Consider the following 23,509-nt stretch of genomic DNA (forward strand, 5'->3'; position numbering starts at 1 on the left):
GATGGCGCTCGCCACTAAATGCCCCCACTGCAACACGGTATTTCGGGTCGCTCATGACCAGTTGAAATTACGTGGGGGCATAGTGCGCTGTGGCTCCTGCAATGAAGTCTTCGATGGCAACGCGGCCCTGCTGGAGCCGCTGACGCCACCGCCTGTTGTCCTTCCCGAACCAACGCCCCTCGACCAGAAAATGGCCGCGCTCGACACGCGCGCCGCCGAAGTGCTGGCCGTCGAGGAAGCCGAGCCGGTGCTGGAGCTCGGCGAGCCGGAAGCGCCGGAACCAGCGCCCGAGCCGCCGCCGCCCGTCCTGGAGATGGACGACGAAGCGGCTGACGTGCCCGCGCCCGAGCCGTTCCCGCTGCCCGCCGAACCAGCCGCGCTGCCGGCCGACACGGACGCCCTGTTCGACCTCGATCTGGACATGGAATCCGAACCGGACCTGGAAGCCAGCATCGATCCCGAACTGGCGCCGCAGCCGGCACTGGAAGAACTGAACGTCGAACACCTCAGCGACGACGAACTCGAAGCCGCGCTGGAAGCCGAACTGGCCGTCATGGAGCAGTCGCTGGCCGACGCGCCGCACGAAGCCGACGACAGCGCCCCGTCCGACGGCCGCCGCGAACCGACCTGGGATGATCCGGAACCGGACGAACCGCAAGCCGGCGCCGGTCCGGCGCTCGAGCGCGCCTTTGCCGCCGCCGACGACGCCATCTTCTCCGCCGACGCGGAACCCGACACGCCGCCCGCGCCTGAAGCCCGCCCGCTGCGCGACGACGAACTCGATGAAGCCGATGAAGAGGCGCTGATCCAGCTCTCCAGCGCCGGCCTGGCGCAAGCCGAAGCCGTCCGCGCCCCGGTCCTGCTGCACACGCCCAGCGCCGAAGCACCGGAGCCGCCGGCGGCGCCGGAAGAAGAACACGACGAATCGCCCGAGGAACCAGGCTTCGTCAAACGCGACCGCCAGCGCCAGAAATACGGCAAGGCCGCCACCATCGCCATGAGCCTCGGCTCGGTGCTGCTGGTCGCCGCCCTGCTCGGCCAGGCCGTCACCACCTTCCGCAACACGCTGGCCGCCGCCATGCCGCCGCTGAAACCGGCGCTGACCGCCGCCTGCAATGCGCTCGGCTGCAAGATCGAACTGCCGACGCAGATCGACGACCTGATGATCGAACAGGGCGAACTGCAAACCCTGAGCGACACCGCGTTCTCCTTCACCACGCTGCTGCGCAACCAGAGCGCCACCGCGCAATCATGGCCATCGATCGAGCTGACGCTGGACGACGCCAACGACAAACGCATCCTGCGCCGCGTGTTCACGCCGCGCGACTATCTGAGCGCCGACATCGCGCTGGACAAAGGATTTGCCCCGCACACCGAACAAGCCGTTAAACTCTACTTTGAACTTCACGATCTGAAAGCATCCGGCTATCACATCGCCGTCTTCTACCCTTAAAGACCTATCATGACCCAGACCTCTTTGATTTGCGGCTCGATCGCCATCGACACCATCCTGCAATTCCCCAACCGCTTCGACAGCATCCTGCTGCCGGACCAGCTGCACAAGGTGAACGTATCGTTCCTGGCGCCGACCATGCGCACGGAGTTCGGCGGCTGCGCGCCGAACATCGCCTACAACCTGCTGATGCTGGGCGGCGCGCCGCGCATCGTCGGCGTGATGGGCCAGGACAATGCCGCCTACATGGCGCGCTTCGGCAAACTGGGTCTGGCCACCGACAACATCCTGATCAAGGAAGACGCCTACAACGCCCAGTGCTTCGTCACCGCCGACCAGGATAACAACCAGATCAACGCCTTCCACCCGGGCGCCATGTCCTACGCCCACGAGAACGACGTCGCCAAGGCCGGTCCTGCGCGCATCGCCATCATCTCGCCGGACGGCCACCTGGGCATGCAGAAGCACGCCGCCGACCTGGCCAAATTGGAGATCCCGTTCATCTTCGACCCGGGCCAGCAGCTGCCGATGTTCAATGGCGCGGAGCTGATCGATTTCATCGACAAAGCCACCTACGTCACCACCAACGATTATGAAATCGAGCTGCTGACCGAGCGCACCGGCCTGACGCAGGCGGACATCGCCAGCCGCGTCGAAGCGCTGATCATCACCCGTGGCGAACAGGGTTCGGAGATTTACACCAAGGGCCAGCGCATCGAGATCCCGGCGGTGCCGGTGGCGGAAGCGCTGGATCCGACCGGTTGCGGCGATGCGTATCGCGCCGGCCTGCTGTTCGGCATCACCAATGGCTGGAGCTGGGAGACCACCGGCCGCCTGGCCAGCCTGCTGGGCGCGATCAAGATCGCCCACAAGGGTGCGCAGAACCACCGCTTCACCGCCGCCGAGATCGCGGACAAGTTCGAAGCAGCCTTCGGCTACCGCTTCTAAAAAAAACCCTGTGTGCTGCGGCGCTCAAGATCGCCGCATGGCCACAGGGCTTTTTTATTACCTGGCGCTGAACGCCACGCCAAGCAGGAGCTGCGCGATCTGCAGCAGGATCAGCGCCACCAGCAGCGACAGATCCAGATTCCCCACCAGCGGCACCACGCGGCGGATCGGCCGCAGCAGCGGCTCGTTGAGCGCGCGCACAAAGGGCGCCAGCGGCGCATGCGGGTTGACCCAGCTGAAGATCGCCTCGATCACCAGCAGCGCCATGAAACCGTACAGTATCCATTCCAGGAAGCGCTGGCAGGCCGCCAGCAGCACCAGTTGCGCCGGCCAGCCGGCCAGGAACAGCACCGAGGTGGCCACCAGCACGATCAGGAAGGCGCCAATCAGGCTGGCCCAGTCATAGCCGCCGACGCCCGGCACGATGCGGCGCAGGGGGCGCACCAGCCAGTCCGACAATTGGAAAGTGAACTGCGCCACCGACGATGGCGGTCGGACGCGGATCGCCTGCATCCAGAAACGCAGCAGCAAGGCCCCGCCCAACAGCACGGCGATGGCGTCGACAATCAACTTGATAATACTAATCAGCACGGAACCCCTCCAATAAAAAAGCCGCTGTGTGATTGTCTCACACAGCGGCCATTTGCCTCAGCGGCGCCTAAGCGATGAGCTTAGGATGGGCGCGTGCTGGTCGGGAACGGCCATGCGGCGGCCGGTGCCAGTACGGTTTTAGCTGCTGGCGCGGCGGCCGGCACTGCAGGAGCTGCTGCTGGTTTAGCGGCTTCCTTTTTTGGCGCAGCTTTTTTCGGCGCAGCTTTTTTCACTGCTGGCGCAGCAGCTACCGGAGCAGCGACTGGTGCCGGAGCGGCTGGCTTGGCTGCTGGTTTAGCTGCTGGTTTAGCTGCTTTCGCGGCTGGCTTGGCAGCTGGTTTAGCTGCCTTAACCGGCTTTTTTGCTGCTGGCTTAGCCGCTACCTTTGCAGCCGGTTTGGCTGCTGCTTTTACTGCTGGTTTTTTGGCGACAGCTTTTTTAGCTGCTGGTTTCGCTGCTGGTTTAGCGGCTACTTTTTTGGCGGCTGGTTTAGCGGCGGCTTTGGCGACCACTTTTTTAGCTGCTGGCTTGGCTGCTACTTTTTTCGCTGCTGGTTTGGCGGCGACTTTTTTAGCTGCTGGTTTAGCGGCTGCTTTGGCGACGACTTTCTTCGCTGCTGGCTTGGCTGCTACTTTTTTAGCTGCTGGCTTGGCGGCGACTTTCTTCGCTGCTGGTTTCGCTGCTGCCTTGGCGACGACTTTTTTCGCTGCTGGTTTAGCGGCTACTTTTTTCGCTGCTGGCTTGGCTGCTACTTTGGCGACGACTTTTTTCGCTGCTGGTTTGGCGGCTACTTTTTTCGCTGCTGGTTTAGCTGCTGGCTTGGCGGCGGCTTTTTTCACAGCTGGTTTGGCTGCTGGTTTAGCGGCAGCTTTTTTCACTGCTGGTTTGGCAGCTGGCTTGGCAGCGGCTTTTTTCACAGCTGGTTTAGCAGCAGCTTTCACTGCTGGCTTGGCGGCAGCTTTAGCGGCTGCTGGTTTTTTTGCTGGTGCGGCAGCTTTCTTAGCTGCTGGTTTCTTTGCGGCGGTAGCCATGTTTAGTTCTCCTTCATCGGGGATGGGAAAAAATTCATTACAAGATTTAAACCCGTCCGACCCGGGATTGGGCCAGGCGAATTATTCATCGGCGCAAACTAAAGCGGTTTGCGCTAATGAATTCGGCACTAGCTGAACTGCTGCATCTCCTCACAAGTGCAGCGCTTCAGCCATCGATCCACCCGCTCTCCATAGCTGGAGCAGCGTGCGGATACAAATCTTGTCGCGACGTTTTGCGGTGGTCCGGGCGTGTGTTCAGCTCCTGGAACCTGCGTCGCAGCCACGTCGCGGTTTTCGTTTTCAAACAAAAAACCGCCCGGCCTGAATTGAATCAGGCAAGACGGTTGAGCAAAAACGACGTGGTCTTGTGCATATGTGTGAATCAGTATCCTGTGTTGCGATCATCACTGCGCGGCGCGTCGTCCAAAAAAATTCGACGCACTTTTTAAATCACGCATTTTCAATTTCGTAAAGTACACGAAAACCTTGTCGGTGCGCAACCGGCACGTTAGGTATTCGCGCGCTTTTTTTCCGACTTAAGCTCGCCAACTCACATACACGTGCCGCTTCAACCTGCTCGTTTGCGTCGCCGCGCTCACTTCACGCGCGCTCAATCGGGTTCGGGAAGTGCCGCGCGCCGCGCGCTGAAAATTCGCACTTCAAAGTAAGCCTTATGCCGCCTGGGTTTCCTCGATGTCGCCGTCACCGGCTTGAAAAACGCATCACCCGCTTCCGAATCCGAGAGCGCTTGCGCTGCATCTGCGCGTCGCCACCACACTCTGTTTTTAATTCGTCGCGATTATGAGACAGAGTAAGACGAATAGCAAGCGGAATACAGCGGTGCGCCGCAGCGGCGCTGCGTTTTAGAGGAGGTGATCGAACGCGCGCGGCGCAAAAAACGCGGCGCGCGTGACGATGTAAATCGGCGTTAAGGCATGCCGCGACAGGCGGCGTTTGAAATGCGGCGGTGCTGCTCGGCGTCTTCCGACTTCCGGCTGGCCATCCATTCGTCCATGCTCGAAGCCATCCGTTTGAGCAGGTGCGCCAAGTCGCGGCGCTTGGCGTTGGTCCAGTCGGCCATCAGTTCGCCGACCAGTTCCTCGCGCATGCGGTCGACGGCGTCGGCCATCTCGCGCACCACCAGACCGGGTTCGTCGAGGTGGGTGACCTGACGGCTGACGGTGGTGCAGTCGCGGCCGACCACGCCGATCGGACCACGGCGGTCGATGCGCACCAGCAGACGAAGCAGCGCGCGTTCAGCGTCATGGTCATCTCGGATATCGGGGCGCGACCGGCCTGACCTTGCAGCTCGACCTCGCACGCTGGAAATCTTCGAAGCGCTGATGCTGCCCCAGCGTCTGACCGAAGGCATCCTGCGCGCGCGGCTGGCGGAGCTGGGCCATGCGCCGCGCCACGGTCATGCGCTGTCCGGTTTCGAGCAGGATGACTGCGGAGTCACCGCACGTGTGACGACGGCCAAAGCAAGATCGCGCTGCGGGCGCGTTACCTGGTCGGCGCCGATGGCGGCCGCAGTTTTGTCCGCAAGACCCTGGGCATAGGCTTCCCCGGCGAATCCTTGGATGCGCGCGCGGTGGTGGCCGACCTGTCGCTCGATGGTCTGACGCGCGACGTGTGGCATCGCTGGGGAAGTGGTGGTCGGCAGATCAGTCTCTGTCCTTTGCAGGGTACGCAGCTGTTCCAGTTGCAGATGCCGATTCCTTGGGACGCGGAGTTCGACCTGTCGGACGCCGGCCTCGCCGCCGCCATCGCCACGCGCAGCGGCCGTGACGACATTGTGGTGCGCGCGGTGCACTGGCGCTCCGATTACGCGATGAGCGCCCGGCTAGCAGACCGCTATCGAGTGGGCCGCGTGTTCATCGCCGGCGATGCGGCGCACGTGCATCCGCCGACCTGCGGCTACCGCGCATCGGACGCGCCGCTCACCGGCGCCGGCGGCCAGCCGCTGCGTTTGTTTTCGCTATTGAAATCGGGAGATTGCATCATGCTGCGCTATGAGCCGCGCGATGCGGCGACGCTCACGCCGCGCGCCGGCCTGCGCATCATCATGGTCGGCGAGCACGCCGAACTGCGCGCCCACGAAGGCCATCTGCGCGACGCCTACAGTTTTGTCCCCGGCGACATCGCCCTGCTCCGCCTAGACGGCTACCTCGCCGCCCTCCCCCACGACGAGCGCAGTCCCGCGCTGGCGGCTTACTTCGCCGCCCAGTCAGTGCGCTAGCCGGCGGCGCTCCAGACGCTCGCGCGCCTCCGCGAGCGCGGAGCGCAGCTGCCGTTCCAGCTCGGCCTTGGGCGGCAGCTCGGTCCAGTATTCAGCCACTGTGATGCCATCCTTCTGCACCTGCAGCAGCTCGACCTGCTCCCGGCTCGACTCCGCACACAGAATCAAACCAATCGGCGCCTCCTCGCCCGGCTGCCGCTCGTAGCGGTCCAGCCACTTGAGATAAAGCTCCATCTGCCCCTTATGCGCGGCCTTGAACCGCCCCAGCTTCAACTCGATCGCCACGAGACGCCGCAAGCGTCGATGGAAGAACAGCAGGTCCAGATAGAAGTCCTCACCATCGATGATCATCCGCTTCTTGCGCTCGACGAATGCAAAGCCTTTGCCCAGCTCCAGGATGAAGGACTTCAATTGCATCAGGATCGCCGCTTCCAGGTCGGCTTCATCATAGCCCTGGCTAAGGCCGAGAAAGTCCAGAAAGTACGGATCTTTGAAAATCGCCGCCGGCGCGGCATCCGTCGCGGACGAATCTTCAAGGCCGGATATCTGGCTTCGCTCGTAGCTTTTACGATCAATCTGCCGACGAAGCTCGCGAACGCTCCAGCCTTCCGAGACACTCCGGTCGGCATAATAATAACGAGCGGCCTCCGCTTTAATTGGTATGAGCTGTAAAAAATGTGTCCAACTCAATTGTCGCATCAGTGATGCGACAATTTCCAAATTGGAAAATGCCTGCGCAAACTGCACCATGCGGCGGAGATTCTGCACCTCAAAACCTCGGCCAAACTCACGCTCAAGTTTTTGTCCGAGACTGATCATTAGCTGCGCGCCGTACCTGGCCCGCTCGCCCGCCAACACTTCCCTGGACAAGCGGGCGCCGACCGCCCAATAAAGCTGGGTCAGCTCGGCGTTGACGCTGGCGGCCACGCGTTGGCGGCTGGAGGCAATCAGCCCGCGTAATTCCGCGTGCAGAGAGTCGACATCGGATAGCAGCGCTACATCGGATTTATTCATGGCAGTTCTCCCGGTGGATACACCAGAGATCACTCTTACGCTCAGCCGTAAACCCGATATTGATCTGCCCCAAATGAAAAAGCCCCGCAGTGCGGGGCTTTGAGAAGGGTGCGGCCGGGAGTTAGTCCCAGTTCAGCGCGCCGCCGGTCTGGTACTCGATGACGCGGGTTTCGAAGAAGTTGCGTTCTTTCTTCAGGTCGATCATCTCGCTCATCCATGGGAATGGATTCTCTTCCTGGTCGAACAGCGTCTCCAGGCCAATCTGCGTGGCGCGGCGGTTGGCGATGAAGCGCAGGTAGCCCTTGAACATGGTCGCGTTCAGGCCCAGCACGCCGCGTGGCATGGTGTCTTCGGCGTAGGCGTACTCCAGATCCACCGCCTGCAGGAACAGCTGCTTGATCTCTTCCTTGAACGCAGGCGTCCACAGCAGCGGATTTTCCATCTTGATGGTGTTGATCAGGTCGATACCGAAGTTGCAGTGCATCGATTCGTCGCGCAGGATGTACTGGTACTGCTCGGCGGCGCCCATCATCTTGTTCTGACGGCCCAGCGCCAGGATCTGGGTGAAGCCGACGTAGAAGAACAGGCCTTCCATCAGGCAGGCGAACACGATCAGCGATTTCAGCAGCTTCTGGTCGTTTTCCACGGTGCCGGTGGTGAAGGCCGGATCGGTCAGCGTGTCGATGAACGGGATCAGGAACTCGTCCTTGTCACGGATCGACTTGACTTCGTTGTAGGCGTTGAAGATTTCCTGCTCGTCCAGGCCCAGCGATTCGACGATGTACTGGTAGGCGTGGGTGTGGATCGCTTCCTCGAACGCCTGGCGCAGCAGGTACTGGCGGCACTCCGGCGCCGTGATGTGGCGGTAGGTGCCCAGCACGATGTTGTTGGCGGCCAGCGAGTCGGCAGTGACGAAGAAGCCCAGGTTGCGCTTCACCAGGCGACGCTCGTCGTCGGTCAGGCCGTTCGGGTTCTTCCACAGCTCGATGTCGCGCTGCATGTTCACTTCCTGCGGCATCCAGTGGTTGGCGCAGCCGGCCAGGTATTTGTCCCAGGCCCATTTGTACTTGAACGGCACCAGCTGGTTGACGTCGGTCTTGCCGTTGATGATGCGCTTGTCGTCGGCGTTGACGCGCAGCGCGACTTGCTCAGCCGTGCCTTCGCTTTCCAGCGCGGCTTGATTGATAGCTTGTTTGGCCGGTGCGGCCTCTTCGTCCCAGGACAGCGACATGTTTGAATTCCTCTATATATATGTGGTACTGCGCCGTCCCCACTCTGGCGGGGACGGCGCGCTCTGAATTACTGGCAGGCTTCGCATTCCTCGAAACCGTCGTCGCCTGGACGCAGGTAGCAGGCTTCGCCGTCGGCTTCGGCCGTCACGGCTGCGGCCGCAACCGGAGCGACCGGCGCCGGAGCGGCGGCCTTGGCGCTGGCCGACATGCCGCCGTCCACCGCCACCGCGTTCAGCGCGCCGGTCTTGGAGGTCGACTTCTCGGTATGGGTGGCCGAGGTGGTGCGCAGGTAGTAGGTGGTTTTCAGGCCACGCAGCCAGGCCAGCTTGTAGGTTTCGTCCAGTTTCTTGCCCGAAGCGCCAGCCATGTAGATGTTCAGCGACTGCGCCTGGTCGATCCACTTCTGACGGCGGGAAGCCGCTTCCACCAGCCAGCTTGGCGACACTTCGAAGGCGGTGGCGTAGATGTCGCGCAGGTCGTTCGGGATGCGGTCGATCTTGGCCAGCGAGCCGTCGAAGTATTTCAGGTCGGCGATCATCACTTCATCCCACAGGTCGCGCGCCTTCAGGTCGCGCACCAGGTAGGAATTGATCTCGGTGAACTCGCCCGACAGGTTGGACTTCACGTACAGGTTCTGGAAGGTCGGTTCGATGCAAGCCGACACGCCGATGATGTTCGAAATGGTCGCGGTCGGAGCGATCGCCACGCAGTTCGAGTTACGCATGCCGAACTTGGCGATGCGCTCGCGCACCGGGGTCCAGTCCATGGCCGACGACAGATCCTGCTCCAGGTAGCCGCCGCGCTCTTCGGCCAGCAGCTTGATCGAGTCCTGTGGCAGGATGCCGCGGTCCCACAGCGAACCCTTGTACGACGCGTAGTGGCCACGCTCTTCGGCCAGCTCGGTCGACGCCAGGTAGGCGTAGTAGCAGACGGCTTCCATCGAGGTGTCGGCGAACTGCACCGATTCCATCGACGAGAACGGCACGCGCATCATGTGCAGACAGTCCTGGAAGCCCATCACGCCCAGGCCGACCGGACGGTGGCGCATATTGGCGTTGCGTGCTTTTTCGACGGCGTAGTAGTTGATATCGATGACGTTGTCGAGCATGCGCATGGCGGTGCGGATGGTTTTCTGCAGCTTGACGTGGTCCAGCTTGCCTTCTTTCATGTGCGCCGGCAGGTTGACCGAGCCCAGATTGCAGACGGCGATCTCGTCCGGACCGGTGTTCAGCGTGATCTCGGTGCACAGGTTCGAGCTGTGGACCATGCCCACGTGCTGCTGCGGCGAACGGATGTTGCATGGGTCTTTGAACGTGATCCATGGGTGGCCGGTTTCGAACAGCATCGACAGCATCTTGCGCCACAGGTCCAGCGCCTGGATTTTCTTGAACACGCGGATTTCGCCGGCGGCGGCCTTGGCTTCGTAGCCCAGGTAGGCTTTTTCGAAGGCCTTGCCGACCAGGTCGTGCAGGTCCGGGGTGTCGGATGGCGAGAACAGGGTCCACTCGCCTTTTTCCATCACGCGCTTCATGAACATGTCCGGAATCCAGTTGGCGGTGTTCATGTCGTGGGTGCGGCGGCGGTCATCGCCGGTGTTTTTACGCAGGTCCAGGAACTCTTCGATGTCCATGTGCCAGGTTTCCAGGTAGGCGCACACCGCGCCCTTGCGCTTGCCGCCCTGGTTGACCGCCACGGCGGTGTCGTTGACCACTTTCAGGAACGGCACCACGCCTTGCGATTTGCCGTTGGTGCCCTTGATGTGGGCGCCCAGTGCGCGCACCGGCGTCCAGTCGTTGCCCAGGCCGCCGGCGAACTTGGCCAGCAGGGCGTTTTCCTTGATGGCGTCGTAGATGCCTTCCAGGTCGTCCGACACGGTGGTCAGGTAGCACGACGACAGCTGCGAACGCAGGGTGCCCGAGTTGAACAGGGTCGGCGTCGACGACATGAAGTCGAAGGTCGACAGCAGGTTGTAGAACTCGATGGCGCGCGCTTCGCGGTCGGTTTCGTTCAGGGCCAGGCCCATGGCGACGCGCATGTAGAACGCCTGCGGCATTTCGATGCGGGTGTCGCGGATGTGCAGGAAGTAGCGGTCGTACAGGGTCTGCAGGCCGATGTAGCCGAATTGCAGGTCGCGGTCGGCCACCAGGGCTTTCGACAGGCGCGCCAGGTCGAACTCGGCCAGCTTGGCGTCCAGCAGTTCGGCGGCGATACCCTTGGCGATGTATTGCGGGAAGTAGCTCACGTATTCGGCGGCGGCGGCGCCCTGCGCGACTTCCTTGCCGAACACTTCCTTGCGGATGGTGTGCAGCAGGATGCGGGCGGTCACTTGCGAGTAGGCCGGATCTTTTTCCATCAGCGCGCGGGCGGCCAGGATGGCGGATTTGTGCAGCTCTTCGACCGGCACGCCGTCGTACAGGTTTTTCAGGGTTTCCGCGACGATGGCGTCGGCGTCCACGTGTTTTTCCAGGCCGATGCAGGCAGCGTTGATCAGGCTGGTGACGCGGCTCAGTTCCAGCGGCTTGCGCTCGCCGTTTTCCAGCACGTGGATCTGCGGCGCGCTGATGGCGGCGGCCGAACCCTGGGCTTCCTTGGCGGCGCGGCGCTCTTCCATGTGCTTGGCGCGGTACAGCACGTAGGCGCGGGCGACGTCATGTTCGCCCGAACGCATCAGCGCCAGTTCCACCTGGTCCTGCACGTCTTCGATGTGGAAGGTGCCGCCCGATGGCTGGCGGCGCACCAGCGCCGACACCACGCTGGCGGTCAGTTGTTCTACCAATTCACGCACGCGCGCCGAAGCGGCGCCCTGGCCGCCATTGACGGCCAAAAAGGCCTTGGTGACGGCGATGGCGATTTTCGACGGTTCAAACGCGACGACCGCGCCGTTACGGCGGATGATGCGGTAGTCACCGAGGGCGCTGGCGGCCACGGCTGGGCTGCTGGCGGTGCTCGCAGCGGCCGCTGGTACCAGCGCTGGATTGATGGTGATGTCTTGAGTAGATTGCATTTAAGCTCCCCGATAACAACGTGCAGTCAGTGCTGCGCCGCGTATGTAGTGTAAAAAAACCGTGTTGGACTGACCTGGCGTACTTGCCATTCGCTCAAGATTCAGTGTCATGAGAACCACTAGATCTAGTGATAGGCCAGAACCTATCCACTGATTGTAGTGGTCACACCGTAGCACGGCAAGTGAGAAATTTTGATGATTCCAGCAATTTTGCTCTTGACTTTAAGGAAGCCCTACAGGGAAGCCAAGTTCAGCGCTAGCAGCTACTAACATTGCCTGTTTCTTAAGCAGATTTTGATAACATTCCCAATCAAATAACGGTCCCGGATCGGTTTTTCGACCCGGTGCGATGTGCTCATGGCCTTGCACATCCGTCAACGGATAGTGCTGCTGGAGCGCGATCGTCAGCGCCGCCAGCGCCGTGTATTGCGCCGCTTCGAAGGCCACGAAATCGCTGCCTTCCAGCTCGATACCGATTGAAAAGTCATTGCATTTATCCCGCCCGCGAAAGCTGGACAGGCCGGCATGCCAGGCCCGCGCGTTGGCGGAAACGTACTGGATGATGCGGCCGTCGCGGCGGATGAAAAAGTGGCTGGAGACCTTCAATCCGCGCAGGTCGGCGAACGAGGGGTCAGCATTATAGTCGATCCGGCCGGTGAACAGGTCCGACACGTGCGGCCCGCCGAAACTGCCGGCCGGCAGCGAGACGTTGTGGATCACCAGCAGCGTGATGTCGTCCGGCGTCGGGCCCGGGCGCGCGTCGCAATACGGACTGTCGTAGCGCCGCGCCTGCGGCAGCCAGCCATCGAAACCGCTCACGCTTCCGGCTCCTGGATATTCAGCTTTTGCATCTGGTAGCGCAGCTGGCGGAAGCTGATGCCCAGCAGCTGCGCGGCCTGGGTGCGGTTGAACTGCGTCTGCGCCAGCGCGCGCAGGATGATGTCGCGTTCGATCTGGTTCAGGTAGTCGGGCAGGCTGGAGGGCAGCGTGTCCGGCTGCGGCGGCATGGCCGCAGCCGCCGCTGCCACGGCGGCCGGCTCCGCGAGCGGCAGCGGCGCCGCCTCCGCCATGCGCGCCCCCTTCAGCGACAGGTCGTCGACCTGGATCACGCCGTCGTCGGCAAAGGCCAGCGCGCGCTCCAGGATGTTTTCCAGCTCGCGCACATTGCCGGGGAAGGAATAGCCGCGCAACGCTTCCAGCACGCCGGGGCCGAGCACCACCTTGTGCTCGAAAGTGCCCAGCCGTTCCAAAATGGCGCCGGTCAGCACCGGCAGGTCGTCGAGCCGTTCGCGCAGCGGCGGCAGGCCCAGCTCGATCACGTTCAAACGGTAGAACAGATCCTGGCGGAAGCTGCCCTGCTCCACGCATTGCGCCAGGTTCTTGTGGGTCGCACTAATAATACGCACGTCGACCGGTTCCTCGGCGGTGGCGCCGATCTTGCGCACGCGCCGCTCCTGGATCGCGCGCAGCAGCTTGACCTGCATCGCCAGCGGCAGGTCGGCCACCTCGTCGAGCATCAGCGTGCCGCCGTTGGCGGCCTGGAAGAAGCCGTCGCGCTCGTCGGCAGCGCCGGTGAAGGCGCCCTTGCGGTAGCCGAAGAACTCCGCCTCCATCAGCGCCTCGGGAATCGCGCCGCAGTTGACGGCGATGAAGGGCTGCGCAGCGCGCGAGCTTTGCGCGTGGATCTCGCGCGCCGCCAGTTCCTTGCCGCTGCCCGATTCGCCGTGGATGGCGATCGGCGCCATCGAGCGCGCCAGCCGCGCGATCTGCGCGCGCAGCGCCTGGATCACGGCCGATTCGCCGCGCAGCCGGCTGGCCGTCGGCGTGGCGGCCGGCGCCTGTCCCGCCGCCGGCGCCGCGTTCAGGCGCAGGGCCGACTGCACCATCAGCCGCAGCTGGTCCAGCGCCACCGGCTTGGAGATGTAGTCGAAGGCGCCGGCTTTCAGCGCGATCACCGCGTTGTCGGCGCTGCCGAAAGCGGTGACCACCGCCACCGGCGTGTTCTTGTAGGCGGCCGTGACCTCGCGCACCAGTTCCAGCCCGAGGCCGTCCGGCAGGCGCATATCGGTCAGCACCAGCTGGTATTCGCGCTCCGCCGTGGCCAGCAGCGCGCGCGCCTCGCCCAGCGTGGCGGCGCTGTCGACATCCAGCCCCATTTTCAGCAGAGTCAGTTCCAGCAGTTCGCGCAGGTCGGCTTCGTCGTCGACAACCAGGACCCGGGGGGAACGAGCATTCATCAAACAGCCTTTCCTTGCTTCTGCCCAGGCCAGGCGAAAGTAATTACAAACCGCCCGCTCAGGGACGGGCTGCCATCGGCGTTGTCCTTGTTATCGAAACGATACTCATAGTCCAGCCGCGCTTCGTTATTCAAGCACAGTTCGCGCGCCAAGTACAATCCCAGCCCGGTGCCCTTGCTGGACGTGGTGTAGAACGGCTCGAACAGATGCGCCCGCACTTCCGGCGAAATGCCGGGGCCATCGTCCTGCACGTGCAGTTCCAGCCGCTGCGCCGTGTCGCTCACCACGTTGATGCGGATCGACTCCGGCCCGCCGCTGGCGTAGCGCACCGCGTTGTTGAGCAGGTTGAGCACCACCTCGCGCAGGTGCAGCGCGTCGAAGCGCACCTGCACGCCGGGCGCCGCCGCCAGGCCGAGGATGTCCGGCGCCAGGCCGTGGGTCTCGATGAATTCCGCGCGCAGCTCGGCCAAAAAGACGTCCAGCGCCAGCGGCTCGCTGTGCGGCTGCACCTTGCGCGACAGTTGCAGGATGTCCTCCACCATGCGGTTCACCCGCGCCACGTTGTCGCCGACGATCTTCAGCAGCCGCTGCTGCACCGGGTCGGTCAGGTCCTCGCCCAGCAGCGAGGTGGCGTGGCCGATGGCCGACAGCGGATTGCGCACCTCGTGCGCGATGCTGGCGGTGAGCCGCCCCATCGACGCCAGCTTCAGTTGCTGCGCCTGGTTTTCGATGCCAGTCACGTCCTGCAGGAAGATCACGCTGCGTTCGGCGCCCTGGCCCAGCCCCGCCATGTCGGCGGCGGCGAAGCGCACTTTCAGGTGCGCGGCCAGGTCGCGGCGCGCGCTCCAGGCGGCGCTCATGCCTTCCAGCGCGGCGTCGTTGAACGGCTTGATGGTCAGGAAGGCGGTGGAACGGGTGGCGTCGGCGCGCCAGGCTTCGTAGGCTTGCGTCAGCGGCGACAGCGAGGCCGCCGCCGACAGCTTGAAGCGCACCTCGGCGCCGACCAATCCCAGCATCTGCTGCGCCGCCGGATTGCCGGCGAACACCTGGCCATCGGCGTCGACCACCAGGATGCCGTCGCCGATATTCGCCATCACCAGCCGGTTGACCGCCTGCTGCACATTGATCTCGACGCCGCGCTGGCTGGCCAGTTCCTCCTGCCCGATCAGCCGCGCCGCCATGCGGTTCACCACCAGCACCGCGGCCAGGAAGGCGGCGCCGTACAGGCCGGCCTGCATGACGTCGCGGTCGTTCTCGCTGAGAAAGACCTGCCAGGTGCTGTCGCCGAGCAGGAACAGCGTCACCAGCGAGGCGCAGAACAGCGCCATCGTCAGCGGCGCCAGGATGGCCAGGCCGGCCAGCGGGAACAGGTAGAGGATCGCCAGCCCGCTGCGCATGCCGCCGCTGGCCAGGTACAGCATGGAGATGATGGCCAGGTCGCAGGCGATCTGCGACAGCAGTTGCAGCAGGAAGCGGCGCTGCCAGTACACCGCCGACAGCGCGAAGCCGATCGACAGTCCCAGGTACACCAGGCAGATTTGCAGGTACAGCGACTGGCTGGCGGCCTGCGCGCTGCGGCTGTCGAAGCTCAGGTAAACCAGCAGCACCAGCGCGATGATCACGCGGCTGGCGTTCAGCGTCTGCAGCGAGCGCCAGAAGGTGGCGCGCGATTCAGCCGTCAGCGCATGCAGGCGCGCCATCATGACGCGCTTTCGGGATCAGGCCGACGGCAGGGCGGCATGGCCGGCGCTGCAATAGTCACGGCCGTTGGCCTGCACCGTTTCCGAGGCAGGATAGAACACGCCGCAATGCGCGCATTGCAGCATCACTTCGGCGTCGTTGGCGGCCTGGGCGGCGGCGCGCGCCTTGTAGGTGGGCGCCGGTTGCGGCTGCGCCGGCGGCTGCTGCGGCTGGCGGAACTGCTGCTGGTGGCGCTTTTGCGCCGCGCGGATCTTGGAGCGGACCGCGAAGATCACCAGGAAAACCAGTCCCAGCCAGAAAATAATACGGCTCATGCCCAACCCTTATGCAAAACCACTTCAAACACAAACCGGCTGCCGACATACGCCAGCAGCAAGGTCGCAAAACCGGCCAGCGTGAAGCTCAGCGCGGTCTTGCCGCGCCAGCCGCGGAAACGGCGGCCGGCCAGCAGCGCCGCGAACAGCACCCAGGACAGCAGCGTGAACGCCGATTTATGGTCCCATTTCAGCGCCTGGCCGAACAGCTGTTCCGAGAACACGATGCCCGACAACACGGTCAGGCTCAGCAAGGTGAAGCCGAAGCCTATCATGCGGAACAGCAGTTTTTCCATGGTCAGCAGCGCCGGCAGCTGGTCCAGCGCGCCGGACAGGAAGGATTTGGTGTCGCGCCGCGCATGCAGGCGCGACTCCTGCAGCGCCATCAGCACGGCGTGGAAGGCGGCGATGGTCAGCGTGCTGTAGGCCATGGTGGCGATGGCGATGTGCCAGCCGAACAGCGGCGACTTGCCTTCCAGCGGCACCAGATTGCCGGGGAAAATCACCTGCAGCAGCGCGGCCACGGCGGCGCTGGGCATCACCAGGCGGCGCATGCCGTCCAGGCTGAAGTTGCGGTTTTCCAGCCAGTAGGCCGCCACCGACACCCACAGCGCCGACGACAGCATGGCGGCGAAGCCGAAGCGCAGTTCGCCGCCGCCGGCAATGTCGGCCCACAGGCCGACGCCATGCAACAGCCAGGCCGCCAGCGTGACGGCCGAAATCAGGCCGCCACGGCGCGATGGCAGGGCGGCGCACAGGATGTACAGCGCGATGGCTGCGATAAAGGAATAGATCTGCATTCCCGCAGTTTACACCATCGCCTCAGTCCACGGCTGCCATGCGCAGCTCGTCGTGGTGGTGGCGTTGTTGTTCTTCCATCACCAGCTGGCCCAGCTCGCGTTTCAGCGCATTGAATTCGGCGGCGGCCGGGTCGCGCAGGCGCGGCAACTCGACCAGCATGTCGCGCTTGACGGTGCCGGGCCGGTACGTCATCACCACGATGCGGTCGGCCAGGTAGATCGCCTCCTCGATCGAATGGGTGACGAAGATGATGGTCTTTTTCAGCTCGGCCCAGATGCGCAGCAGCTCGTCCTGCAGGTTGCGCCGGGTCAGCGCGTCGAGCGCGCCGAACGGCTCGTCCATCAGCATGATCGGCGAGTCGAGCGCCAGCACGCGGGCGATCGCCACCCGCTGGCGCATGCCGCCCGACAGGTCTTTCGGGTAGCGGCTGCGGAAGTCCTGCAGCGACAGCATGGTGAGCAGCTGGTCGACGGTGGCGGCGATCTGCGCCTTGGGCTGGCCCTTGATCTGCAGGCCGAAGGCGATGTTGTCGGCCACCGTCATCCATGGGAACAGCGCGTATTCCTGGAACACCATGCCGCGCTCCGGACCCGGCGCCGTGACCAGCCTGCCGTCGGCGCTGATGCTGCCGGACGATGGCGGCGCAAAGCCGGCCACCGCGTTCAGCAGCGTCGACTTGCCGCAGCCGGAAGGCCCGAGCAGGCAGACGAACTGGCCCTGCGGGATCTCCAGGTTGATATCCTTGAGCGCCACCACTTCGCGCTCGGCGGTCTGGAACACCTTGTTCACCTGCGAGATGACGATATGGGAGGCGCTCATTAATTCTCCAGGCCGCGGTGCCAGCGCAGCAGATGGTTATTCAGCTTGTTCATGCCGACGTCGATCGCCAGGCCGATCAGGCCGATGGAGATCATGCCGGCGATGATCTTGTCCGACCAGAAGTACTCGCGCGCCTCGAGGATGCGGAAACCGAGGCCGTTGTTGACCGCCACCATCTCGGCCACGATCACCACGATGAAGGCCGTGCCGATGCCGATCCGCACGCCGGACAGGATGTAGGGCACGGCGGCCGGCAGGATCACCCGCACGAACATGGTGAAGCCAGAGGCGCCCAGGTTGCGCGCGGCGCGGATGAAGATGCCGTCGACCTGGCGCACGCCGGCGATGGTGTTCATCAGCACCGGGAAAAACGCGCCCAGCGCGATCAGGAAAATGGCGGGCGGATTGCCCAGTCCGAACCACAGCATCGACAGCGGAATATAGGCGATCGGCGGAATCGGCCGCACCATCTGCACCAGCACGTTGAACCAGTCATACACGCGATTGCTCATGCCCATCGCCAGGCCCAGCGGCAAGGCCAGCCCGCCGCCGATCAGGAAACCGACCACCACGCGGTACAGGCTGCTGAGGGAATCGGTGATCAGTTCGCCGGAGAAGGCCCAGTGCAGCCAGCTGCCGGCCGCCGGATCGTAGGGCTGCAGCGGCAGCAGGTAGGCCACCCACTTCTCCGCCACCGCCAGCGGCGACGGCAGCACCTGCGGATTGACCCAGCCCAGCGACGCCACCATCTGCCACAGCGCCACCACCAGCGCCGGCAGCACCAGGCCGATGCCGACCTGGCGCCACGAAGACGTGGCGGCCATTACTTCACGCCCAGCGACTTCTTGGCCGCTTCCAGCAAGTCGGTCTTGACCCAGTCCTTGGCCACCGGCGGCTTGGCCATGCGGCCGACGCCGGTCTTGACCATGACGTCGGTGGTGGTCTGGATGTGCTCGGGCGTGATGTCGTAGCTGTACGGTGAATTGCCGATGGCGTCGTCGAAATCGTCCTTGGTGATCTGGCCCTTGAACACCACCTCGCGCACGTACTTCTCGGCGATGGCCTTGTTGTCGATGAAGGTCTTGGTGGCCTGGACGAAGCAGTTCATGAACTTCTCGGCCAGCGGCCGCTTCTCCTTATAGAACTTCTCGGTCATCACCATGGTGCGCACCGGCTCGCCGATCGGCGTGTCGTAGGGCTTGATGATCTCGGTGCCGAAGCCCTTGTTGATGGCCTGCGAGGATTGCGGCTCGGACTGCATCATGGCGTCGATCTGCTTGCCCAGCAGCGCCTGGTTCAAGTCGGCATAGGCCAGGAACACCAGCTGCACATCCTTGCCCGGCTGGTCGGAGACGCTCAGGCCGTTCTGCTGCAGCTCGGCCAGCAGCAGCACCTCCTGGATGCCGCCGCGCGTCACGCCCACCTTCTTGCCCTTGAGTTCCTTGACGGATTTCAGCTTCAGGTCGGCGCGGCTGACCAGCTGCGCGCCGCCCTTGGCGAAGCCGGCCACCACGTAGATCGGCGCACCGCCGGCGCGGCCGGAAATCGCCGCCTCCGACGCGGTGGTGCCGACATCGAGTTCGCCGGCGATGATCGCCTGCATCACATCCAGGCCCTTGGCGAACACCCGCTCGTCGACCTTGATGCCGCACTTGGGCGCGATTTCCTTGATATACGAGACGGCGCCGTAATGGGCAAATTTCAGGTTGCCGAGCCGGACCACTTCCTGGGCCTGGGCCGGGGCCAACGCGGCGGTCATGACTGCGGCGCTGCAGAGTGCTGCTTGAAGTTTGATCCGTTTCATCCGTCTCTCCTGTATATGTTGTTCGGAAATCATACCAAGCGGAATCGTTCTTGCATATCAGCGCATTCCGAGTCTGTGCGATGTTGATCTACGAGCAATAACGCCGGCCTAGCGCGCAGCGGCGGCGCGCAGCCGCGCCAGGCGCTCGCTGCTGGGCGGATGGCTGGACAGATAGCCCATGTCGCCGCCCTGCTGCTGCTCCAGCTGTTGCAGGCGGCTGAACACATCCACCAGCGGCTGCACGCCCAGACCGTTGTGCAGCATCATGGCCACGGCGTAGTCGTCGGCGTCCTGCTCCGCATCACGCGAGTACTTCATGTCCAGCAGCAGCGCCGGCGCGGTGGCCATCAGCGCCGACATATCGCCGAACACCAGGCCGGACACCGCCGTCACCACCGAGCCCTGGATCAGCCGGCGCATGCTGTGATGCTCATGCAGATGGCCCAGTTCATGCGCCAGCACCGCCAGCACCGCGGTGTCGTTGTTCAACAGCTGGACCATCTGGTCGGTCAGCACGATGTCGCCGGACGGCAGCGCAAACGCGTTCGGACCGATGCGGCTGCTGCGGAACAGCAGCCGCCAGCCGGGCGCGCCGCCGCGCGGCGGCTGCAGGCTGCGGAAGCGTCCGGTCAGCGTGGCCTGGCGTTGCGGCGACAGCGTGCTCGGCGCCAGCAGGCGCTGGTCCATCAGCGCCAACACACCGGCGCCCAGCTGCCGCTCGACCCCGGCCGGCAACGCGGCGGCAATGCCGGCCGCCAGCGTCGGCAGCAGGTACAGGTATCCCAGCCACAGCAGCGCCACCGTGGCGGCGGCCGCGGCCAGCACCGCGCGCCAGCTTTGCTGCAGCCGCACCACCAGGCTGTCGCGATGGCCGGTCTCCTGCAGCAGCCGCGCAAAGGCGGCGTGGTCATCCACTTCCAGATAGGCGCCGTCGGCAAACGTCACCTTGCGCGCCGCCCCGTGGCTGCGCTCGGACACCCGCAGCGCATGCAGCGGCGCGCGCCGTTCGACGTCGCCGTGCAGCACTGCGTGGCCCGCTTCCACGCTCAGCGTGACGTGCCGCAGGCGCGAACTGCGGCCGTCGAAATAGCGGGCGGCAACGGCGGTCATGGCTTACATCGACAGGTCGAGATCGAACAGATCGGCCGCGCCCTCGCCGGTGGCGCCGACTTCGTCCTGCGGCGCCGCCAGCACGTCGTCCAGGCTGCCTTCCGGCAGCAGCGCAATCGATTCGATGCGGTAGCGCAGCGTGCGCACGCGCGCAAACGGCAGGAACAGGCCCAGCGTGCAGATCACCGCCAGATAATTGGTGACGGTAATGAAGATCATGCGGCCCCATTGCATGTCGGACTGGAAGCGGTGCTCTTCCAGCCGGGTATGGTTCCACACCAGGTTTTGCAGCATGTTCATGAACAGCGGATACACCAGGAAGAACCAGGCGTAGCCGGCCATGACCACCATGCCGGCTTCGGCCGCGCGCTGCTGGCTGTAGCTGTGGATGCCGTCGGGTTGATTACCCAGCGACATGATGAACCAGGTCAGCAACGCAAAGCCGCCGCCGCCGATCAGCAGCAACACGCCGTACAGCTTGTAGAAATCGCCGACGCCGGCATCGAAGGCAAAGCGCGCGTTGCCGTAGCGGGCGCTGTTGTGCTGCCAGGCCTTGGCGCGCTGGTGGACGAAGGGCACCGCCAGGCCGGCGGTGACGCCGCTCAGCCACGGCCGCACCATGTAGTTGATGTAGGCGTCGTGGACGTCGCCGGCAAAGCGGAAGCGGATGCCGCGATAGCTGGTGTTATGCAGGCGGAACTGCAAGCTCTTCCAGATGAACCAGGGCGAAACCGCCGCCAGCCCGAGGATGGCGACGAAGGCCAGCAGCGGCGAGCTGTGCAGCGTCAGCGCGTAGACGCCGACAAACACCGCCGCCAGCAGACGGCCCTTGAGGATGGCCACGGCATTGCCGTGGTACTCAAAGCTGCTGCCGGCCAGTTCGGTGCTCGAATAAAAATACTGGTTGCGGCGCACCTTGGCCCAGGCTGAATAGATGCCGAGCGTGACGATGGTCAGCAACAGGTTGACGATCCAGATACGGAAATACTCGCCGCCTGTGGCGTGAAAGCGCATGCGCTGCGGTTGCTGCTGTTCCATATTCCCCTCTCAGTATGATAATTACATAGATGATAAGAAGATGCCTGCCATCCACTATATTGTCAATGAGAAATTGTACTTTTTTGGCAATACATCAAATGCGTGACTGCCCGGGCGATGCGGTAAAATGGCGGCCATTGTCCGGCCCTGCGGCCGGCGTCACCACCGACTGATCGATCACCATGCTAGATAATCTGACTCAACGCCTCGCCAAGGTCGTCAAGACCATGCGCGGCGAGGCCCGCCTGACCGAAGCCAACACCGCCGAGATGCTGCGCGAAGTGCGCATGGCGCTGCTCGAGGCCGACGTCGCCCTGCCGGCCGTGCGCGACTTCATCGCCCGCGTCAAGGAAAAAGCCCTCGGCGAGGAAGTGATTTCCTCGCTGTCGCCAGGCCAGGCCCTGGTCGGCGTGGTGCAGCGCGAGCTGGCCGCCCTGATGGGCGCCGACCTGGGACCGGAAGCGGCCCAGCTGAGCTTTGCCCAGCAGCCACCCGCCATCATCCTGATGGCCGGTCTGCAAGGCGTGGGCAAGACCACCACCGTCGGCAAGCTGGCCAAATATCTGAAGGAAGAAAAGAAAAAGAAAGTGCTGACCGTGTCGGCCGACGTCTATCGCCCGGCCGCGATCGCCCAGCTGCAATCGGTGACGGCGCAGGTCGGCGCCGACTTCTTCCCGTCGACTGCCCAGGACAAACCGGTCGACATCGCGCTGGCCGCGCTGGACTGGGCCAAGAAGCACTACCACGACGTGCTGATCATCGACACCGCCGGCCGCCTCGGCATCGATGAAGAAATGATGAAGGAGATCGCCGCCGTGCACGGCGCGGTCAAGCCGATCGAAACCCTGTTCGTGGTCGACGCCATGCTGGGCCAGGACGCCATCAACACCGCCAAGGCCTTCAACGACGCGCTGCCGCTGACCGGCATCGTGCTGACCAAGCTGGACGGCGACTCGCGCGGCGGCGCCGCGCTGTCGGTGCGCCACATCACCGGCAAGCCGATCAAGTTTGCCGGCGTCTCGGAAAAGCTCGACGGCCTGGAAGCCTTCGATCCGACCCGCATGGCCAACCGCGTGCTGGGCATGGGCGACATCCTGGCGCTGGTCGAGGAAGCGCGCAAGGGCGTGGACGCCAAGGCCGCCGCCGACCTGGCCGCCAAGGTCAAGTCGGGCGGCAAGTTCGACATGAACGACTTCAAGGCGCAGCTGGGCCAGATGAAGAAAATGGGCGGCATGGCCAGCCTGGTCGACAAGCTGCCGGCGCAGTTCCAGCAGGCCGCCGGCAACGCCAACATGGACCAGGCCGACAAGCAGGTGCGGCGCATGGTCGGCATCATCGACTCGATGACCCCGGCCGAACGCGCCAAGCCGGAGCTGATCAAGGCCACCCGCAAGCGCCGCATCGCGGCCGGCGCCGGCGTGCAGGTGCAGGAAGTGAACCGCATGCTGAACCAGTTCGAACAGATGCAGACCATGATGAAAAAGCTGTCGGGCGGCGGCATGATGAAGATGATGCGCTCGATGAAGGGCATGATGCCGGGCCTGCGCTAGACGGGGAAAAGCCCCGGTTTACGCTCCTGGAAGGTGCGTGCGCGCCCGGAAGCCCGCGTTTACGTGGTGTTTCCGGGAAAAAACGCGAAAAACACTTGCGTACTGGTTAAATCCCCACCAATATTAGCCGGTGCGATCAATTGCGCAATTTTCCATGTGTTCGTTAAGGAGGCTCGAATATGGCAACAGCCAAAAAAACCCCAGCAGCACCCGCTAAGAAGCCTGCGGCCAAACCGGCCGCAAAGAAAGCAGCAGCACCAGCAAAAGCAGCAGCGAAACCAGCAGTGAAAAAAGCAGCCCCCGCAGCACGCAAACCGAACGCCGCCTTCATGAAAGCGTTGACGCCATCGGCCTCCCTGGCTGCCGTCGTTGGTGCCGCTCCTCTGCCGCGCACCGAAGTGACCAAAAAAGTGTGGGATTACATCAAGAAGTTGGACCTGCAAGATCCAGCCAACCGCCGCATGATCAATGCCGACGACAAGCTGAAAGCGGTATTCGGCGGCAAAGCCCAAGTCTCCATGTTCGAAATGACCAAGCTCATTTCCGACCACCTGAAATAAGCGTTCAGCGCTGACGAAAACAGCCCCAAAACCGGGGTCAGTGCCGACATTCGGACATTGGGT

General features: G+C 63.7%; 20 protein-coding genes and 1 pseudogene. 5 read left to right on the plus strand and 16 right to left on the minus strand.

Features of this window, described 5'->3' with window-relative positions; genetic code table 11:
- Window position 1: 1 nt before the first annotated feature.
- Both GJ695_RS30405 and GJ695_RS25110 read left to right on the plus strand, forming a co-directional pair.
- Window positions 2-1,453: a DUF3426 domain-containing protein gene (locus GJ695_RS30405; RefSeq protein WP_154369645.1), complete on the plus strand. Its 1,452-nt coding sequence runs from the start codon at window positions 2-4 to the stop codon at window positions 1,451-1,453.
- 9 nt (window positions 1,454-1,462) lie between these two features.
- Window positions 1,463-2,401 carry a carbohydrate kinase family protein gene (locus GJ695_RS25110; RefSeq protein WP_154369648.1) on the plus strand — a complete coding sequence of 313 codons (939 nt, stop codon included), beginning with the start codon at window positions 1,463-1,465 and terminating at the stop codon, window positions 2,399-2,401.
- Window positions 2,402-2,458: 57 nt separating this feature from the next.
- Here GJ695_RS25110 and GJ695_RS25115 read toward each other — a convergent pair whose 3' ends face one another.
- From GJ695_RS25115 to GJ695_RS25125, 3 genes are all read right to left on the minus strand, one after another.
- The gene (locus tag GJ695_RS25115; RefSeq protein WP_371866600.1) at window positions 2,459-2,992 is read right to left on the minus strand and encodes a YggT family protein; all 534 of its coding nucleotides are present in this window, start codon (window positions 2,990-2,992) and stop codon (window positions 2,459-2,461) included.
- Window positions 2,993-3,072: 80 nt separating this feature from the next.
- Entirely contained in the window at window positions 3,073-4,023 is a 951-nt protein-coding gene (locus GJ695_RS25120; RefSeq protein WP_154369650.1) for a transcriptional regulator, read from the minus strand.
- A 928-nt stretch (window positions 4,024-4,951) separates the two neighbouring features.
- The gene (locus GJ695_RS25125) at window positions 4,952-5,395 is read right to left on the minus strand and encodes a winged helix DNA-binding protein (protein ID WP_208023459.1); all 444 of its coding nucleotides are present in this window, start codon (window positions 5,393-5,395) and stop codon (window positions 4,952-4,954) included.
- Between GJ695_RS25125 and GJ695_RS25130 the strand changes: the two are divergent.
- Window positions 5,367-6,262 (plus strand): annotated as a pseudogene (locus GJ695_RS25130) (FAD-dependent monooxygenase). The gene GJ695_RS25125 and the pseudogene GJ695_RS25130 overlap by 29 nt on opposite strands.
- Here the strand turns inward: GJ695_RS25130 and GJ695_RS25135 are convergent.
- From GJ695_RS25135 to GJ695_RS25195, 13 genes are all read right to left on the minus strand, one after another.
- Window positions 6,251-7,276, minus strand: a complete 1,026-nt coding sequence (locus tag GJ695_RS25135) for a PDDEXK nuclease domain-containing protein (RefSeq protein ID WP_154369652.1) — start codon at window positions 7,274-7,276, stop codon at window positions 6,251-6,253. The pseudogene GJ695_RS25130 and the gene GJ695_RS25135 overlap by 12 nt on opposite strands.
- Before the next feature lie 121 nt (window positions 7,277-7,397).
- Window positions 7,398-8,507 (minus strand): ribonucleotide-diphosphate reductase subunit beta, encoded by a 1,110-nt coding sequence (locus tag GJ695_RS25140; RefSeq protein WP_110845188.1) that lies wholly within the window; start codon window positions 8,505-8,507, stop codon window positions 7,398-7,400.
- 68 nt (window positions 8,508-8,575) lie between these two features.
- Window positions 8,576-11,512, minus strand: coding sequence for a ribonucleoside-diphosphate reductase subunit alpha (locus GJ695_RS25145; protein WP_154369654.1), 2,937 nt, complete (start codon window positions 11,510-11,512; stop codon window positions 8,576-8,578).
- Between the two features lie 222 nt (window positions 11,513-11,734).
- Window positions 11,735-12,331, minus strand: coding sequence for a 1,6-anhydro-N-acetylmuramyl-L-alanine amidase AmpD (gene ampD, locus GJ695_RS25150; RefSeq protein ID WP_166455331.1), 597 nt, complete (start codon window positions 12,329-12,331; stop codon window positions 11,735-11,737).
- Window positions 12,328-13,749, minus strand: a complete 1,422-nt coding sequence (locus GJ695_RS25155; RefSeq protein WP_154369656.1) for a sigma-54-dependent transcriptional regulator — start codon at window positions 13,747-13,749, stop codon at window positions 12,328-12,330. Before GJ695_RS25155 ends, ampD begins: the two co-directional genes overlap by 4 nt.
- On the minus strand, window positions 13,749-15,452 hold the full coding sequence (locus tag GJ695_RS25160; protein ID WP_154369658.1) for a sensor histidine kinase: 1,704 nt from the start codon (window positions 15,450-15,452) through the stop codon (window positions 13,749-13,751). The genes GJ695_RS25155 and GJ695_RS25160 overlap by 1 nt, the downstream gene beginning before the upstream one ends.
- A 15-nt stretch (window positions 15,453-15,467) precedes the next feature.
- Window positions 15,468-15,764 carry a PP0621 family protein gene (locus tag GJ695_RS25165; RefSeq protein ID WP_154369660.1) on the minus strand — a complete coding sequence of 99 codons (297 nt, stop codon included), beginning with the start codon at window positions 15,762-15,764 and terminating at the stop codon, window positions 15,468-15,470.
- On the minus strand, window positions 15,761-16,564 hold the full coding sequence (locus GJ695_RS25170) for a cytochrome C assembly family protein (RefSeq protein ID WP_154369662.1): 804 nt from the start codon (window positions 16,562-16,564) through the stop codon (window positions 15,761-15,763). The genes GJ695_RS25165 and GJ695_RS25170 overlap by 4 nt, the downstream gene beginning before the upstream one ends.
- A gap of 22 nt (window positions 16,565-16,586) precedes the next feature.
- Window positions 16,587-17,384 carry an ABC transporter ATP-binding protein gene (locus GJ695_RS25175; RefSeq protein WP_154369664.1) on the minus strand — a complete coding sequence of 266 codons (798 nt, stop codon included), beginning with the start codon at window positions 17,382-17,384 and terminating at the stop codon, window positions 16,587-16,589.
- Window positions 17,384-18,208, minus strand: coding sequence for an ABC transporter permease (locus GJ695_RS25180; protein ID WP_154369666.1), 825 nt, complete (start codon window positions 18,206-18,208; stop codon window positions 17,384-17,386). Before GJ695_RS25180 ends, GJ695_RS25175 begins: the two co-directional genes overlap by 1 nt.
- A complete protein-coding gene (locus tag GJ695_RS25185) occupies window positions 18,208-19,188 on the minus strand; it encodes an ABC transporter substrate-binding protein (protein ID WP_371866601.1) in 981 nt (326 codons plus the stop codon). The genes GJ695_RS25180 and GJ695_RS25185 overlap by 1 nt, the downstream gene beginning before the upstream one ends.
- Before the next feature lie 108 nt (window positions 19,189-19,296).
- Window positions 19,297-20,298, minus strand: coding sequence for a M48 family metallopeptidase (locus GJ695_RS25190; protein ID WP_154369668.1), 1,002 nt, complete (start codon window positions 20,296-20,298; stop codon window positions 19,297-19,299).
- Window positions 20,299-20,301: 3 nt separating this feature from the next.
- Window positions 20,302-21,336: a YjgN family protein gene (locus GJ695_RS25195; protein WP_154369670.1), complete on the minus strand. Its 1,035-nt coding sequence runs from the start codon at window positions 21,334-21,336 to the stop codon at window positions 20,302-20,304.
- A 182-nt stretch (window positions 21,337-21,518) separates the two neighbouring features.
- Here GJ695_RS25195 and ffh point away from each other — a divergent pair, with 182 nt between their 5' ends.
- Window positions 21,519-22,886, plus strand: coding sequence for a signal recognition particle protein (gene ffh, locus GJ695_RS25200; RefSeq protein WP_154358179.1), 1,368 nt, complete (start codon window positions 21,519-21,521; stop codon window positions 22,884-22,886).
- Window positions 22,887-23,065: 179 nt separating this feature from the next.
- Window positions 23,066-23,446 carry an SWIB/MDM2 domain-containing protein gene (locus tag GJ695_RS25205; protein WP_154369672.1) on the plus strand — a complete coding sequence of 127 codons (381 nt, stop codon included), beginning with the start codon at window positions 23,066-23,068 and terminating at the stop codon, window positions 23,444-23,446.
- Window positions 23,447-23,509 lie beyond the last annotated feature (63 nt).

This window comes from Duganella alba (assembly GCF_009674495.1).
GTDB classification, from domain to species: Bacteria; Pseudomonadota; Gammaproteobacteria; order Burkholderiales; family Burkholderiaceae_D; genus Rugamonas; species Rugamonas alba.

What these genes read in the sequence shown, in the direction of transcription:
- GJ695_RS30405 (WP_154369645.1), top strand. Translation starts at nt 2, where the DNA reads ATGGCGCTCGCCACTAAATGCCCCCACTGCAACACGGTATTTCGGGTC.
- GJ695_RS25110 (WP_154369648.1), top strand. Translation starts at nt 1,463, where the DNA reads ATGACCCAGACCTCTTTGATTTGCGGCTCGATCGCCATCGACACCATC.
- GJ695_RS25120 (WP_154369650.1), bottom strand. Translation starts at nt 4,023, where the DNA reads ATGGCTACCGCCGCAAAGAAACCAGCAGCTAAGAAAGCTGCCGCACCA.
- GJ695_RS25125 (WP_208023459.1), bottom strand. Translation starts at nt 5,395, where the DNA reads ATGCCTTCGGTCAGACGCTGGGGCAGCATCAGCGCTTCGAAGATTTCC.
- GJ695_RS25135 (WP_154369652.1), bottom strand. Translation starts at nt 7,276, where the DNA reads ATGAATAAATCCGATGTAGCGCTGCTATCCGATGTCGACTCTCTGCAC.
- GJ695_RS25140 (WP_110845188.1), bottom strand. Translation starts at nt 8,507, where the DNA reads ATGTCGCTGTCCTGGGACGAAGAGGCCGCACCGGCCAAACAAGCTATC.
- GJ695_RS25145 (WP_154369654.1), bottom strand. Translation starts at nt 11,512, where the DNA reads ATGCAATCTACTCAAGACATCACCATCAATCCAGCGCTGGTACCAGCG.
- GJ695_RS25155 (WP_154369656.1), bottom strand. Translation starts at nt 13,749, where the DNA reads ATGAATGCTCGTTCCCCCCGGGTCCTGGTTGTCGACGACGAAGCCGAC.
- GJ695_RS25160 (WP_154369658.1), bottom strand. Translation starts at nt 15,452, where the DNA reads ATGATGGCGCGCCTGCATGCGCTGACGGCTGAATCGCGCGCCACCTTC.
- GJ695_RS25165 (WP_154369660.1), bottom strand. Translation starts at nt 15,764, where the DNA reads ATGAGCCGTATTATTTTCTGGCTGGGACTGGTTTTCCTGGTGATCTTC.
- GJ695_RS25170 (WP_154369662.1), bottom strand. Translation starts at nt 16,564, where the DNA reads ATGCAGATCTATTCCTTTATCGCAGCCATCGCGCTGTACATCCTGTGC.
- GJ695_RS25175 (WP_154369664.1), bottom strand. Translation starts at nt 17,384, where the DNA reads ATGAGCGCCTCCCATATCGTCATCTCGCAGGTGAACAAGGTGTTCCAG.
- GJ695_RS25180 (WP_154369666.1), bottom strand. Translation starts at nt 18,208, where the DNA reads ATGGCCGCCACGTCTTCGTGGCGCCAGGTCGGCATCGGCCTGGTGCTG.
- GJ695_RS25185 (WP_371866601.1), bottom strand. Translation starts at nt 19,188, where the DNA reads ATGAAACGGATCAAACTTCAAGCAGCACTCTGCAGCGCCGCAGTCATG.
- GJ695_RS25190 (WP_154369668.1), bottom strand. Translation starts at nt 20,298, where the DNA reads ATGACCGCCGTTGCCGCCCGCTATTTCGACGGCCGCAGTTCGCGCCTG.
- GJ695_RS25195 (WP_154369670.1), bottom strand. Translation starts at nt 21,336, where the DNA reads ATGGAACAGCAGCAACCGCAGCGCATGCGCTTTCACGCCACAGGCGGC.
- ffh (WP_154358179.1), top strand. Translation starts at nt 21,519, where the DNA reads ATGCTAGATAATCTGACTCAACGCCTCGCCAAGGTCGTCAAGACCATG.
- GJ695_RS25205 (WP_154369672.1), top strand. Translation starts at nt 23,066, where the DNA reads ATGGCAACAGCCAAAAAAACCCCAGCAGCACCCGCTAAGAAGCCTGCG.